Below are 14,919 nucleotides of genomic sequence, written 5' to 3'. Positions count from 1 at the left end.
CCTGAAAAAGAGTGCCGTCATGGTAAAACATTGGCGTGCAGGCGCAAGTGCTCCGTGCCGGCGCGCCCCCCGGGATCCCGTCAGTGCAGGGTGTGGTAGCCGCTCCAGATCCGGGTCAGGGTCGTGATGGCACAGAGCAGGGCGAAACCGTAGGCCAGTGGCACGAAGGCGGCGGGCCAGAGGCACATGAGCACGAAGAGGGCGATGGTTTCGCTCCCCTCGGTGAGCCCGCCCAGATAGTAGAGGGATTTGTGGTGGTAGACGGGGCTCTCGATGCCCCGTTTGCCCGCCATGATGGCAAAGGCCAGAAAGCTCGATCCCGTGCCCATGAAGGCGAACAGCAGGGTGGCGGCGGCCAGGGCGTTGGCCGGGTCGGCGAGGGCAAAGCCCAGCACCACGGCGGCGTAGAAGATGAAATCCAGCGTGATGTCGAGAAACCCGCCGCAGTCGGTGATGCCCGTTTCCCGCGCCACGGCGCCATCCAGCCCGTCCAGCAGCCGGTTGAGCAGAATCGCCGCCAACGCCCACTGATAGCAGCTAAAGGCCAGCAGCGGCAGCGCCAGCATGCCGATGAGAAAGCCGGCGAGGCTCACCTGGTTGGCGCTCACCCCGGCCCGGCACAGGGGGCGGGCGAGCGCGGCGAGGGGGCGGCGGATAACCGGGATCAGGTGGCGATCAAACAAGGTGGTGCTCCTCTTCTGGGATGGCTGGGGGGATCAGCTGCAAGATGGTGCCCGGCGCATCCTCTTCGTCGTGGGTCACCAGCAGCGCGGGGATGGCCTGCGTGCGCAGGCGCTCGAACACCAGGGTTCTGAATGCCGCCCGCAGCGGCTTGTCGAGGCGGGAGAAGGGCTCGTCCAACAACAATGCCCTGGGCTCGGCCAGCAGGGCACGCAGCAGGCTGACGCGGGCTTTTTGGCCACCTGAGAGCGCCCCGGGCAGCTTGTCCGCCTGAGCCTCCAGCCCGACCTCGGCCAGCGCCTCGCGGGCCCGGGCCTGCCTTGCCGCCATCCCCTTGAGATGCGCCGGCATGCCGAACATCAGATTGTCGGCCACCGTCAGGTGGGCAAACAGCAGGTCATCCTGAAACAGGATGCCGACCCCCCTCTCCTGGGGGGGCAGCGGTGTGAGGCGATGTGCGCCGAGCAGGATGTCCCCGGTCAGCCGGATGGGCCCCCCGGGTGGCAGCACTCCTGCCAGGGCCGCCAGCAGGGAGCTCTTGCCACAGCCGCTCGGTCCCATCAGGGTGAGCACCTCGCCCGGGGCCACCCTGAGGGGAGGGAGCGTCAGCAGGGGGGCGCCGTCGAGGAAGAGGGTAAGTGCGGAGGTATGCAGCATCGGGTCAGGGCCTCAGGGCGGGGTTGATGCGCCGCGGCAGCCAGAGCGCCAGGGCATAGATGAAAAGGGGCAGCAGCAGTTGCAGCAGGCCGTAGAGCCCCGCCAGCCGCCGGTTGAGGCCGCTGCCGATGGCCACCGCCTCCGTGGTGATGGTGACGACCCGCCCGCCGCCGAACAGCAGGGTCGGCAGGTATTGGGCCAGGCTCACCGCCGCCCCGACACCGAAGGCGAACAGCAGGGGACGGGCGAGCAGGGGACCCTTGACTCGCCACCAGGCCCCCCAGGGGCTGGCCCCGAGCGTGAGGGCCACCCGGGTGAGGCGCTCGTCGAACTGGCGATAGGGGCCGTGCAGGCAGAGATAGACGTATGGAAAGACGAAGATCAACTGGCTCCAGAGTACCCAGCCAGGGCCTATGCCAGTGAATCCCAGCTCGTCGGTCTGAAGGCGCAATCCAAACAGCAGGCTGGCCTGGGGCAGCAGCAGGGGCAGGCAGACAAGCCAGAGGGTGCGTGTGGCGCGGCGCGCAGGCAACGCCTCGAGGCAGAGCACCGCCAGCAGCAGGGAGAGCGCGGCGCAGAGCAGGGCCAGCCACAGACTCTGCCACAGCAGCGGGCCCAGGCTCGGCAGCAGAGCCAGCCAGTGGTGGCTGCTCCATTCGCTCGGCCAGAGGGTGGGAAAGGACCAGCGCCGGGTCAGGGACCAGAGTAGCAGGGCGGCGAGCACCAGCAGATTGGTCAGGAGCAGCCCCCACACGCCGATGCGGGCAATGAGTGCGGGCCAGGGCGAGGCGGGGGCGCGTCGCCCATCCAGCCAGCGTGCCTTGCCGAGGGTGAGGTGGGTCCGCTCCAGCAGCCTGAGGGCGCCAAGCAGCAGCAGGTTGAGGGCGAGCAGCAAGAGGGCGCCGCTGGCACTGGCGCCGCGCCAGGCGGGGTCGGCATCCTGATACCAGAGCCAGAGTCGCACCGCCAGGGGCGGCGGGGCATCCGGCCCCAGCAGCAGGGCGAGATCCACCACCGCCAGACCATAGGCGGCCACCGCGTAGAGGGGCAGTCGCAGGGCGGGCCAGAGGGCGGGCAGCAGCAGGCGCCACCAGATCCGGGGGGCACTGAAGCCGAGGCTGGCCCCCAGCCACTGCTGGCGCGCCACCTTGGCGGGATCCAGTGCCGCCAGCGCCATCAGCAGCAGGAAGGGGGTCTCCTTGAGGATGAGCACCACGATGAGGCCAAGGCCCCAGGGATCCTTGAGGGTTTGCCAGTCCGGGGGCTGATGGGTGAGGTCAAGCAGGGGGGCGACGAGGCGCAGCAGCCAGCCGGAGGGAGCGAGCAGAAAGGCGATGCCGATGGCAAAGGCGACGTGGGGAAGCGCCAGCAGGGGGGAGAGCAGGCGGCGCAGCCAGCGCATCCAGGGACGCCCGTCCCCCTGGGCGAGCAGCAGGGCGGTGACGGCCAGGGCCCCCAGAGTGGAGGTCCCCGCCACCCAGAGGCTCAACCCTGCGGAGTGCCAGAGTCCGGGCTGGGGGAGCAAGAGGGCGAGGTTGGCGGGGGTGAGCCCCTCGATGACCAGCAACAGCAGGCCCCCGGCGAGCGGGATCCCCAGCAGCAAGGCTCCCAGCATCAAAAAGGGCAAAAGGAGGAGAAGAGGGGCGCGCACCTGCATGATGGATCAGTGGCCGTAGCGCTCGGCCCAGGCCGCTTCCAGCCGGGTCTGCCAGCTGGGGTGGGGCTCTGCCACCCCCTTGAAGCGCAATGCCGGACGGGTCTGGCCAGGCAGCGCCTCCTGGCGCAGCACGCTGGGATCCCCCCAGAAGGCGGGGTCGCTCTTGCGCGCCTGGGCGGCGGGGCTCAGCAGGAAGTTGACCACCACCTTGGCCCCGGCCCGGGCGGAGGCATTGAAGGGAATGGCGAGGAAATGGCTGTTGGTGAGCGCCCCTTTTTCCATGACGATGGCCTTGACGGTGGGGGGCAGGGTGCCGTTTTGCGCCGAACTCTGGGCTTCCCCCGGGTTGAAGCTGATGGCCATGGCCAGCTCGCCGTCATCGAGCAACTGTCTGGTCTCGGCGGCGCCGGTGGGGAAGAGCCTGCCCTTTCGCCAGAGCGCGGGGTGAAGCTGGTCGAGCCAGGCCCAGAGAGGGGCGGTGATGCGAAGGAAGTCGGCATCGGTCGCCTCTTGATAGAGGGGGGCGGGGTCGGGTGTCAGCTCCAGCAGGATCTGCTTGAGAAAGCTCGAGCCGTGAAACTGGGGAGGCTTGGGGTAGGTGAAGCGGCCGGGGTGAGCCTTGGCCCAAGCCAGCAGGGCGGCCGCCGAGGTGGGAGGAACGTCTACCTGGTCGCCATCCACCATCAGATTGAGCTGGCCTATGCCCCAGGGGGCCTCCAGCCCCTCGACCAGCACGGTGAAGTCTTCACTCACCGCCAGGGCGGTGTCCACCAGGGCCATGTTGGGCAGCTCGTCGGTAAAGGGGGCCCCCAGCAGCCCCTGCTCCTTGAGCGCCTTGAAGTTCTCGCCGTTGACCCAGAGCAGGTCGATGGGGCCGTTCGACGTCTTGCCAGCCTGCCTGCCGGCCAGCAACTGGCTCACGCTCTGGGCGATGTCATCCACCTTCACCTGCACCAGCTCGACCTGGTACTGGCGAGCGATCTCCTGCCTGGCCCACACCAGGTAGGCGTTGATCTCGGGGCTGCCCCCCCAGGCGTTGAAGTAGACGGTTTGTCCCCTGGCGGCCAGCAGGGTCTGCTGCCACGGCGCGTCATTGGCGTGGAGCGGGGAGGCAAGCAGCAGGGGGACAGCGGCCATCAGGGGACGGAGCAGGGCGCGAAGTCGGGTTGTGAACATGATGGTTGCCTCGTCAGAGTCAGGCGCCGCGGCGCCAGCGGTGATAACGGGCCAGCAGCGCCAGCAGGCGCCCGGGCTGGCGGGCACGGCGCCAGGCGCCAGCCACGTACTTGTTCCCCTCCATCAGGGTGGGATAGGGGTGAACGGTGGCGAGGATCTTGCCAAGTCCCAGGCGGTGGCGCATGGCGAGGGCAAACTCGGCGATCCGCTCGCCGGCGTGAGCACCCACTATGGTGGCCCCGAGTATCCTGTCACGGCCCGGCACCGTCAGCACCTCGACAAAGCCCCCGGACTCGCCGTCGGCGATGGCTCTGTCCAGCTCGGCCATCTCGAAGCGGGTCGACTCGAAGGGGATGCCTCGGGCCCGAGCCTCTTTCTGGTTGAGGCCGACTCTGGCTATCTCCGGACTGGTATAGGTGGCCGCCGGCATGACCCTGTAGTCTGCCCGAAAGCGCCTGAACTGGCCAAAGAGGGCGTTGATGGCGGCATACCAGGCCTGATGGGCGGCAAAATGGGTGAACTGGTAGGGGCCGGCAACGTCCCCCACCGCCAGGATGCTGGGGTAGTTGGTGGCGAGGAAGCCGTCGATGGCCAGGGTGCCGCTGGGGGCCAGTTCAACCCCCAGCGCCTCCAGCCCGAAACCGCCCACGTTGGCCTCCCGGCCAAGGGCCAGCAGCAGCTGGTCCCCCTCAACCACCAGAGTCTCGTCCCCCCGGCGCAGGTGCAGCCGGATGGGCAGGTTGGTGTCTTTACCGTCCATATACCCGGCCGAGGTAGCCTGCCAGCCGAGGTGCAGGGTGACGCCGTCGTGCTCCAGCTGCGCGGCCAGGGCCCCGGCGACGTCCCTATCTTCCCGGGGCAGCAGCTGAGGGCCTTGCTCCACCAGGGTGACGGGGATACCGAGCAGGGCCAGGCTCTGGGCCAGCTCGCAGCCGATGGGGCCCCCTCCCAGCACCAGCAGATGGCGGGGGGGCTCGCGCAGTCGCAGCCAGATAGTGTCGGAGGTGAGGTAGGGAACCCTGTCCAGCCCCGGCAGTGCGGGCACCCGGGGGCGGGCGCCGGTGGCGATCACGATATGACGGCTGGTCAGGCGCTTGCCGTTGACCTCCACCTCCCAGGGGGAGGTGACTCGCGCCCGCCCCTGGATGCACTCCACCCCGAGTCCTTCATAGCGCGCCACCGAGTCGTGGGGTTCGACCTCCTCGATGACCCGGGCGACCCGCGCCATCACGGCGGCGAAGTCGGCGCAGCTCTGGCTCGGGGTAAAACCAAGCTCTGTGGCCTTGCGCTGTTCAAAGGCGAAGCGGGCGCTTCGGATCAGCGCCTTGGAGGGGACGCAGCCGGTATGGAGGCAATCCCCCCCATCCTGTGCTGCTCGATGAGGGCCACTCTGGCTTTCACCGCGGCGGCGATGTAGCTGGTGACCAGACCTCCGGCGCCGGCGCCTATCACCAGCAGGTTGTAGTCAAAGCGCGCAGGCTTGCGGTAGGGGGCGTGCAACCGGTAGAGGGCGAGACGGCGCTGCAAGGCACGCATCAGCCAGGGCATCAGGCCGAGCAGGGTCAGGGCGGCCAGCAGGCCGGGGGAGAAGAGGTTGCCTGTGCTGGTGAGGGTAGCCAGCTCGCTCCCCGCCAGCACGTAGACGAGGGTGCCCGGCAGCATGCCGAGCTGGCTGACCCAGTAGTAGGTGCTGACTCTGATGGGGGTGAGCCCCATCACCAGGTTGACCAGAAAGAAGGGGAAGAGGGGGATGAGGCGCAGGCTCAGCAAATAGAAGGCCCCCTCCTTTTGCATGCCGGCCTGAACGCTCGCCAGCTTGTCGCCAAAGCGTGTCTCGACCCAGTCCCGCAGCAGGAAGCGGGCGCTGAGAAAGGCCAGGGTGGCGCCAAGGGAGCTGGCAAAGGAGACCAGCAAGAGCCCCCACAGGATGCCGAAGATGGCGCTGCCCGCCAGGGTGAGCAGGGCCGCCCCCGGCAGGGAGAGGGCGGTGGTGAGCACATAGAGCACCAGAAACAGCAGGCTGGCCGCGACAACATGGCGGTCGACTCAAAGGGCCAGGCGCTCCTGATGAACCTGCAACTGGGTGAGGCTCAGATAGTGGTCAAGGTCGAGGGCAAAGAAGGTGCCGACCAGGGCCCCCATCGCCAGCAACAGCAGCAGGCGTGCCCGGTTCATCCCTGCCCCTTGTCGAGGGGGCGTTCGGGTTGCACCGGCAACTGGCAGAACCCCTGGGGAGCGATGTCGAGAGCGGCATTGAACTTGGCGGACATGTTCTGGAAGGCGATGAGGCCGGTGAGCTCCACCAGGGCGTCGTCATCGAACCAGGGCTTGAGGCGGGCGGCCTGCTCGTCGCTCACGCCATCCAGCCCGGTCATGGCCTCGGCATAGTCCAGCACGGCCCGCTCCCGCTCGTCGAACAAGGGGCTGTCGCGCCACCGGGCCAGCGCCTCCACCTTGTCGCTGGAGCCTGCCCGCTTGACGAGGGTCATGGCGTTGATGTCGACACAGAAACGACACCAGTTGAGCTGGGAGACCCGCACCGTCACCAGGGAGCGCAGCACGGGGTCGATGGGGGAGCGCTTGCGGTTGATGACGCCGTAGAGGGTGGCGACCGCGGCGAACAGCCTGGGGGAGCGCCCCCAGCACTTGCCCGGGATCAGCACCTGACCGTAGTTGCGTTTCTGCAGCCAGAAGAAGGGGCGGATGAACCAGGCGTAGGCCCGGTCCGGTTTGACCTCAATGCGCATCTTGTTCCTCTTTGAGCTTCTCCATCTTGGGCTTGTAGGCCCCGCCCAGACGCTCGTTCAACCGATTCAGGAAATCGATGATCCGTGCCCGGTTGACCCCCAGATCGCTGCGCCCCTGGCGCGAGGCGGAGCGCATGTCGATACGGGTCTCTTTGGGCCCGGCAAAGACCCGCAGGGCCACGTCATCCTGAAACCCGAACCAGCCGGTGGTGACGACGGCATCGATACCCTCGCTGCCCGGGCGAACCTGCCAGCCCAGCTCCGTCATCAGTTCCTCGGCTTCCGCGAGCACTTCGACCGGGGATGCCCGGGTATAGAGAGGACCGGGGTTGCCTGGAAATAGTTGCAGGGGCGGGGGGGAGACCGGGAGATCCTCCGGGCTTCTGAGCAGCTCGGCCCACTGGAGCCGTGGCGGATGGTAGGGATCCGTGCTGACGTCGTTGGTGAGGGGGGAGCGCAGCGCCTGGACGAGAAACAGCAGGGGCAACAGTAGGGGAGTTATGCCCCAGATATCCGGCCAGAGGTTGGTGGTGCGGCGATAGCGCCAGGGCAGGCGCAGCAGCAGCACGAGGCTGAGGAGGGCGCTGGCGAGACAGAGGATGAAGCCGAGCCACCAGGGCCAGAGATGGGCGCGGCTGCCAAGGGCCCCGCAAAGGGGCAATAGCCAGGTCAGCAGCGGCCACCACAAAGAGCTGTGCATATGAGGGATCCACGGGTCAGGATGGAACTATGCCCAGAAGGATAAACTTAATTGCCTGATAACGTTAGTAAATGATCATCAATCCCAGGCGTGCGGCTCAGAGAACCGATGGCCTCGTCGCCCTGGATCAGCTGCGATAGAGCACCTTGATGAGGTGGAAGCCGAACTTGGTGCGCACCGGCCCCAGCACGGTCAGCAACTCCCCCTTGAACACGGCATCGTCGAAGGACTTGACCATGTCCCCCTTGGAGAACTCTCCCAGATCGCCGCCACGCTTGCCGGAAGGGCAGGTGGAGAAACGCTTGGCCATCTGGCTGAAATCGGCGCCCTTGGCGAGCTTCTCCTTGATTTCCAGACACTGTTTCTCGGTCTTGACCAGGATGTGCTGGGCACAGGCTTTTTTCATCGGAATGCTCCTCGGCGAGGGGAAAGGGGGCGCAAGATTACTGCAATTGCGCCTCCGCGTCAGCCCCTCGGGCGCGAGACCCGGCTCCGGGGGCCGGCGGCCAGGGGGACCCTGGCCCGGGATTGCCAGAGGATCTCCAGCCCCAGCAGGGCATAGAGGCTCCAGATGGCCAGGGGGTTGAGCCAGTTGCCTCCCATCTGCAGGGTGGCCAGGGCTGCGCTCACCAGCAGCAGGACTATGCCGGGCAGGCGCCAGTGGGCAGGCAGGGGGGCGAGCAGGGCCATGCCCAGCAGCAGGGCCAGGCCAAAGGGCAGATTGAGCGCGGTGAAGGCGAGGGCCTGCTGGCCGTTCATGCCGGTCAGCAAGGCCAGCAGGGCGCTGCAGCAGGCCAGGAAGGTGATGAACTCGAGTCGGTCGGCGATGTAGTCAGCCAGTTGTTCGCTACGTAGGTGCATGGGGTCTCTCCTGCGATGATTGGGATCAGTGTGGGACAGGCAGGAGCGCAGGGGCAGCGGGATAAATCGATTGAATTGAACGAAGCTTTAGTGCCATCTATTCAAGTGATTGATTTAAACTTATTTTCCTGTTCAATAGCAGGCAGGGCGGGGAAGAGGGCACGGAGCAAGTCGAGGGGGACGGGTTGACGAAACCCGCCGGATGCGGGGTGTCCGACAAGGGTTGTCGCGGACGAGCCGGACCCTGCTGCCAGCCCAAGGCCGCCAGGGGAGATCCGGCTTGGCGGGGTCGGTGGTGGCGTTTTGTTCGCCCCTTGCCCGGATTGTGCGCAGTTTGGCTCCTCACACCCGGCTGGCTCCTTGCTGGGCCGAAGCGATCCCCGCACCGGGGGCGGCAGAGCGGCACGCAAAGGGGCCCCGAGCGTGGGATTTCGCCGTCGCGATTATGCTAGGATGAGCGGCACTCGCCCGGGATGAGTCTCGGTATCGTACTAAATAACACAATCTTTAAATCATGTTATTCGGGGAAAATGACGTTTGACAGGATGCTATCCTACTTTTCTCACCGGGAGCACTTCATCCGGGCGATCCCGTCGCCCCGGGCCCGGTCTCTTGCTGCTCGCCCTCGCTCTCTGGCTGATGGCGATGCCCGCCATGGCGGCCAAGTTGACCTACCAGATCAAGGGGGTCAGGGGAGAGCAGAAAGACAACGTCGAGGCCTACCTCAACGCCCTGCCCGTCTATCAGGAACGCCAGTACCGCCCCGCCCGCGCCAAGATCACCGAGAGCGTACAGAAGGCGCTGCAGGTCTATGGCTACTACCAGCCCAAGATCACCCTGAACCGCGACAAGAAGACGCCCGCCAAGGTGGTGATCGAGATTGAGCGGGGGGAACCCGTGATCATCTCGCGCCTCGACATCCTGCTGGAAGGGGATGCGGGGAGCGACGAGGTGTACAGCGAGCTGCTGGACAAGCTGCCCCTGAAGGAGGGAGATCCCCTCAACCACGGCAAATATGAATCCATCAAGGCGGATCTCGGCAGTCTGGGGCTGGCCCGCGGCTATTTTGACGCCAAGATCAGCAAGAGCCAGGTCAAGGTTTTCCCGGAACAGGGCAAGGCGGAGATCTACATCCTGTTTCGCTCTGGCCCGCGTTACCATTTCGGCGAGATCCGCTATGACGCGACGCCGGAGGCACTGCACCTGATCCGCCCGCTCATCAACATCAAGAGCGGCGACCCCTATCTGGCGATCCGTCTGGCGGAGATGTCCCAGGATGTCTCCTCCACCAAGCTGTTCAAGCAGGTGGACATCAAACCCCTGATCAGCCAGGCCGAGGGCAACCGGGTGCCGGTGCAGGTGACCCTCTCCAACCGGGTCGATCACGAAATTGAGACCGGTATCGGTTATGCCACGGACGTGGGGCCGCGCCTGAGTGCCACTTGGGAGAAACCCTGGGTGAACCGCTATGGTCACCGCCTCTCCAGCACCGCCAAGGTCTCGGCGCCAGAAGCGGAGCTCAGCTTCGACTACCAGATCCCGGTGGGCAACCCGCTGCGGGATTACTACTCCCTGCAGGCGGGCTATCAATACACCGACAACAACGACACCCGCTCCGATCTGGCCACCTTCGGGGTGCACCGCTGGACACGCCGACCGGAGAGCTGGGACAGAGACGTCTTTGTGCGCCTGGAGAACGAGCGCTACGTCCAGGGTCAGGACGAGGGGAACAGCCTGCTGCTGATCCCCGGCGTCTCCTGGTCACGGCTGCGGGTGCGCGGCGGTCTGGTGCCGGATTGGGGGGATCGCCAGCAACTGACGATGGAGTTCTCGAGCCCCTACTGGGGGTCCGACATCAGCTTCATGCGGGTGTGGGGGCGCAGCAAGTGGCTGCGCACCCTGGGCGAAGATCACCGTTTCCTGATGCGGGCCGAACAGGGGGCCATCGTCGGGGATGATTTCTCCCTGGTCCCCCCCTCCCTGCGCTTCTTCACCGGCGGCGATCAGACGGTCCGGGGCTACGGTTACGAGACCATTTCGCCACGGGGGGACGATGGCAAGCTGACCGGCGGACGCTACGCCAGCGTCGGCAGCCTGGAGTACAACTACCGCTTCAGCGAGAAGTGGCTCGGTGCCCTGTTCGTGGACGCCGGGACCGCCACCGTCGACTACAGCGAGGCCTGGAAGATAGGCACCGGGGTCGGGGTGCGCTGGGTCACCCCCATCGGTCAGGTCAGGCTCGATCTGGCGGTGGGCATCTCCGAGGAGGACAAGCCGCTGCGGCTGCACTTCGCACTGGGGCCGGAACTATGACCCGGCAACCAGGCGCATATCCTCTTCTTTCTCTTTTCTGGCCGCTGCGGCTGCTTTCCTTGCAGGGGTCTGCATCGTGATCTGGGTAAAACGCATTTTCTTGTGGCTCATGGGCCTCTTCTTCCTGCTGCTCATCGGCGTCAGCCTGCTGGGCTTCACCCATCAGGGCAACAAGTGGTTGTGGCAACAGGCCAGAGCCGCGCTGCCCTCCCTCAAGGGGGAGCTGGTGGCGGGGCAACTCGGGTATGGCTGGACCTTCGAAGGGGTTGGCTGGCAGGACGAGCTGGTGGATGTCACCGTGGAGCGGGCCGTGCTGGACTGGGATCTGGGTAATCTCCTGCAGGGCAAGCTCTGGATCAAGACTCTGGCGGTGACTCGCCCCGTGGTCCGGGTGGCGGAGTCCGAGCCGGTGCCGGAAGAGCCGTCGGAGCCCTTCGTCTGGCATCCGTTGCCGCTCAAAATCCAGGTTGACAGCCTCAAGGTTGCCGATCTCGATGTGGCGGTGCCCGGCGTGACGATCACCCTCAAGGATCTGGACATTGGCGCCGCCCTGGATCGCGCCGGGCTCATCGTGCGCGGCCCCGTGCTCGATGGCCTGAACGTGGTGGTAGCACCGTCCCCGGTGGAGGCGGCCAGTGACAAGGGCGCCAAACCGGCGGATGAGAAAAGCGCCACCCTGGCGGCCGGCGAGCGCAAGGCTGTCCCCGGTGACAAGACGCAGGCCGCAAGCAAGCCCGAGCCCATGGTGCTGCCGGCGGTGCGACTGCCTTTCCCCATCCAGCTGGAGGGGCTGAAAGCCACGGCGTTCCGTTATCAGCAAGGTGAGCTGGTGGAGGGGCTAGACAACCTGTTGCTGTCGGCCACCGCCGAGGAGGAGCGCATCGACATCCGGGAGCTCTCCTTGCGCCATGCCATGGCGGATCTGGCCTTGAGTGGTCAGGTGCGCCTGCACGAGGATTACCCCCTCGCCCTGACTCTGGATGCCAAGGCGCGTCAAGGGCTGCTGGACGGGGAGCTCAAGGGGGAGCAGGTCAATCTCGTCCTGGACGGTTCTGTGGGCAAGCTTGGGCTGGCACTCAAGGCCAAGGGGCCGGTGGGCGCCAATCTCAAAGGATCCCTTGCGGCCCTCGACCCGGATCTGCCCTTCGATCTGGCGCTGGACTGGAAGAGCCTCTCCTGGCCCCTGCACAAGCCCGCCAAGGATGAGCCCAGCTATCGGCTGGACAAGGGCACCCTGAGCGCCAAGGGCAAGCTCTCCGGTTACCAGTTTGCGTTCAACACCGCCGGCAAGGGGACCGATGTGCCCCCCTTCAAGGTGGCGCTCTCGGGCAAGGGGGATCTCAACCAGCTGAGCCGTATCGAGCTGCTGCTGGGGGCCCTCAAGGGGGAGCTCAAGCTCGACGGCAAGCTGGCCTGGAGCAAGGGGGTCCAGTGGCAGGGGACGACCGAATTCAAGGGGATCAACCCGGCGGAGCTGGTGCCCGAGATCAAGGGGGCACTGGCGGGCAAGATCACCAGCCGCTTCGATCTGGATGAGGCGGGCCACTGGCAGCTTGCCCTGCCCGAGCTCAAGGTGGATGGCAAGCTCAACCAGTATCCCCTGGCCTTGCAGGGCAGGCTCAGCGGCAACGACAAGATGGAGTGGACCATCCCGGCCCTGGCGCTGCAAAGCGGCCCCAACCGGCTGCAGGCCAAAGGCTCGCTCACGACCCAGGCCTGGAAGCTGGATGCGGATCTGGATGCGCCCAAGCTTGGGGGCATCTACCCGGGTCTGGGAGGGGACATCAAGGGCCAGGTGCGCGTCACCGGCAACCAGCAGGCGCCGCGCGTGAATGCCGACCTGGTGTCGGGCCGACTCGCCTACGCGGGCACCGTCCTCAAGGAGACCGTCATCAAGGCCAACGCCCTGGTCGGGGTGAAGCCCGCCGGTGAGGTGGCGGTGACGGTGGCGAGCCTGGCGCAGGGGGAGACCAAGCTCTCGCAAATCGCCCTGAACCTGAGCGGCGATCTCGAGCGCCACGGGCTCACCTTGACCATGAAGGGGGATCCGCTGGCGGCAGACCTCAGCCTGAATGGCAGCCTGCGCGGTGACCGCTGGCGTGGCACCCTTGCCGAGATGAAGCTCAAGACCCCCCTCAAGCGCTGGGCGCTGGCCGCCCCCTGGTCTCTGGACCTGGATCTGCCGAAACAGCAGCTGACCATGGGGGATCTCTGCCTCGCGTCCCAGAAGGCCAGTCTCTGCGTCAAGGGGAGCCGGATAGCCCAGTCCCAGGGCAATCTGGAATTTGCCCTGAACGAATTTGATCTCAAGCGGCTGCGCCCCTGGTTGCCGGACAATTTCCGCTGGCAGGCGGTGCTGTCGGCCGACGGGCGCGCCAGCTGGCGCGGCAACCAGCCGACCCTGCACGCCACCGTGCGTACCACGCCTGGGACCTTCGTCGCCGACGAACTCAAGACCGACTACCAGCGCCTCGAGCTCGGGATCGATTTCGAGCGCCAGCAGGCCGCCATCCGGGTCGATTTCGCCTCCGAGCAGATAGGCAACATCGACACCGATCTGCTGATCCGGGATCCCGCTGGCCGCGGCAACCTCGGCGGTCAACTCAGGTTTGACGATCTGAAGCTGGCGACCTTTGCGCCCCTCATTCCCGAAGTGCGCTCCCTGCAAGGGGTCATCTCGGCGGATGCCCGCTTCGACGGTACCCTGGCTGCCCCCCTGCTGTATGGCGAGCTGAACCTGAAGGAGGGGGAGGTTCAGACCCACTCCGACATGGTGACCCTCTCCAAGCTGGTGACCCGCCTCAAGATAGAAGGCAACCGGGCCGAACTCGACGGCTCCATGATGGTGGGCAAGGGCCCCCTGGTGCTGGGGGGCTGGCTGAGCTGGGCACAGCAGCCGGTGACCGGCAGCCTCACCATTCAGGGCAAGGAGCTGGAAGCCCAGTACCCGGGCATGGGCCGGGTCAGGGTGACACCTGACATCGCCATCTCTCTCGGGGAGGAGACCAGGGTGACCGGTCAGGTGGACATCCCCTGGTCGCGCATCCTGGTCAAGAGCCTGCCAGACAGCGCGGTAGCGGTCTCCGATGACGTCACCGTCATCTACGACGATCTGCCGCCGGTCCCCAAGGCGGCACCGCTGCCCATGGAGATCAGGCTCGCCATCCGGCTCGGGGACGACGTCCGCCTTGAAGCCATGGGACTCAAGACCAAGGTGGGAGGGGCCCTCAACATTCGCCAGGATCCCTCCAAGCCGCTCTCGGGCAACGGGCAACTGGAGCTCAGGGACGGGCGCTTCAAGGCCTATGGCCAGAACCTCATCATCAAGGAGGGGCGGATCCTCTTCTCCGGCCCCATCGATCAGCCCTATCTCAACATCGAGACCTATCGGGATCCGGACACCATCGAGGACAACGTGACCGTCGGGGTGCGGGTGACGGGGCCGGCCGCCAAGCCGAAGATCACCGTCTATTCCGAGCCGCAGATGGCGCAGTCCGAACAGCTCTCCTATCTGTTGCGGGGCAAGGGATTGCAGACCAGCGGCGAGGATGGCGGCTTCAACGGCCTGCTGGTGGCGGGGGCCGTGAGCCAGGCGAGCGGCGTGGTCTCCAGCATCGGGGAATCCCTCGGCATGAGCGACGTGGCCCTCGATACCGCAGGCAGTGGCGATGACACCCAGGTGACCCTGTCGGCCTACCTGCTGCCCGGCTTGCAGTTCCAGTACGGGGTCGGGGTGTTCAGCCCCATCGCTGAATTCAAGCTGCGCTACGAGCTGATGCCAAGGCTCTATCTGCAGGCCATGAGCGGGGTGGCCCAGGCGGTGGATATCTTCTATCGCTTCACCCTGTAAGGGGCGCGGATGACAAGACAGATGCCTGGGGAGACGTTTATCCCCCTCTGCCCGACCTGCTGATGACAGCTGTCGCCAGCAGGTTCGGGGTGAGAGCGTGTATATATTGACGGGAGGCTTGGCCTCCCGTTTTTTTGTAGAAGAAGGGGATTTGTGGAAGCCAGAAAAGCGAAAACCCGGCACAAGGCCGGGTTCTCTGAAAGATGGTGGAGGGAGAAGGATTCGAACCTTCGAAGGCAGAGCCGTCAGATTTACAGTCTGATCCCTTTGGCCGCTC

The 14,919-nt window shown here is 66.1% G+C and carries 10 protein-coding genes and 1 pseudogene; 2 read left to right on the top strand and 9 right to left on the bottom strand.

Annotation, left to right across the window (positions count from 1 at the left end; genetic code table 11):
• Positions 1-80 precede the first annotated feature (80 nt).
• The 9 genes and pseudogenes from OKC30_RS00620 to OKC30_RS00580 form a co-directional block, all read right to left on the bottom strand.
• Positions 81-683, bottom strand: a complete 603-nt coding sequence (locus OKC30_RS00620; protein ID WP_270663660.1) for a CDP-alcohol phosphatidyltransferase family protein — start codon at positions 681-683, stop codon at positions 81-83.
• Positions 676-1,338: an ATP-binding cassette domain-containing protein gene (locus tag OKC30_RS00615; protein ID WP_160837978.1), complete on the bottom strand. Its 663-nt coding sequence runs from the start codon at positions 1,336-1,338 to the stop codon at positions 676-678. The genes OKC30_RS00620 and OKC30_RS00615 overlap by 8 nt, the downstream gene beginning before the upstream one ends.
• 4 nt (positions 1,339-1,342) lie before the next feature.
• A complete protein-coding gene (locus OKC30_RS00610) occupies positions 1,343-2,995 on the bottom strand; it encodes an ABC transporter permease (RefSeq protein ID WP_442865575.1) in 1,653 nt (550 codons plus the stop codon).
• A gap of 6 nt (positions 2,996-3,001) precedes the next feature.
• Positions 3,002-4,171 carry an ABC transporter substrate-binding protein gene (locus OKC30_RS00605; protein WP_270669920.1) on the bottom strand — a complete coding sequence of 390 codons (1,170 nt, stop codon included), beginning with the start codon at positions 4,169-4,171 and terminating at the stop codon, positions 3,002-3,004.
• 19 nt (positions 4,172-4,190) lie between these two features.
• A pseudogene (locus OKC30_RS00600) lies at positions 4,191-6,346 on the bottom strand (FAD-dependent oxidoreductase).
• Positions 6,343-6,918 (bottom strand): carboxymuconolactone decarboxylase family protein, encoded by a 576-nt coding sequence (locus tag OKC30_RS00595; RefSeq protein ID WP_039039829.1) that lies wholly within the window; start codon positions 6,916-6,918, stop codon positions 6,343-6,345. Before OKC30_RS00595 ends, OKC30_RS00600 begins: the two are co-directional and overlap by 4 nt.
• Positions 6,908-7,618, bottom strand: coding sequence for a DUF1499 domain-containing protein (locus tag OKC30_RS00590; protein WP_119196805.1), 711 nt, complete (start codon positions 7,616-7,618; stop codon positions 6,908-6,910). The genes OKC30_RS00595 and OKC30_RS00590 overlap by 11 nt, the downstream gene beginning before the upstream one ends.
• 127 nt (positions 7,619-7,745) lie before the next feature.
• Entirely contained in the window at positions 7,746-8,024 is a 279-nt protein-coding gene (locus tag OKC30_RS00585; protein ID WP_010674120.1) for a peptidylprolyl isomerase, read from the bottom strand.
• Between the two features lie 59 nt (positions 8,025-8,083).
• Positions 8,084-8,479, bottom strand: a complete 396-nt coding sequence (locus OKC30_RS00580; protein WP_119196804.1) for a hypothetical protein — start codon at positions 8,477-8,479, stop codon at positions 8,084-8,086.
• Between the two features lie 537 nt (positions 8,480-9,016).
• Here OKC30_RS00580 and tamA point away from each other — a divergent pair.
• Together tamA and tamB are read left to right on the top strand one after the other, a co-directional pair.
• Positions 9,017-10,792 carry an autotransporter assembly complex protein TamA gene (gene tamA / locus OKC30_RS00575; RefSeq protein WP_151027829.1) on the top strand — a complete coding sequence of 592 codons (1,776 nt, stop codon included), beginning with the start codon at positions 9,017-9,019 and terminating at the stop codon, positions 10,790-10,792.
• 76 nt (positions 10,793-10,868) lie between these two features.
• Complete coding sequence (tamB, locus tag OKC30_RS00570; RefSeq protein WP_270697978.1) at positions 10,869-14,642, top strand: autotransporter assembly complex protein TamB; 3,774 nt, start codon at positions 10,869-10,871, stop codon at positions 14,640-14,642.
• Positions 14,643-14,919: the final 277 nt, after the last annotated feature.

This window comes from Aeromonas sp. QDB18, from assembly GCF_027705325.1.
GTDB classification, from domain to species: domain Bacteria; phylum Pseudomonadota; class Gammaproteobacteria; order Enterobacterales; family Aeromonadaceae; genus Aeromonas; species Aeromonas caviae.
The sequence above is the reverse complement of the archived record's forward strand: the minus strand, read 5'-3'. Positions and strand labels throughout refer to the sequence as shown.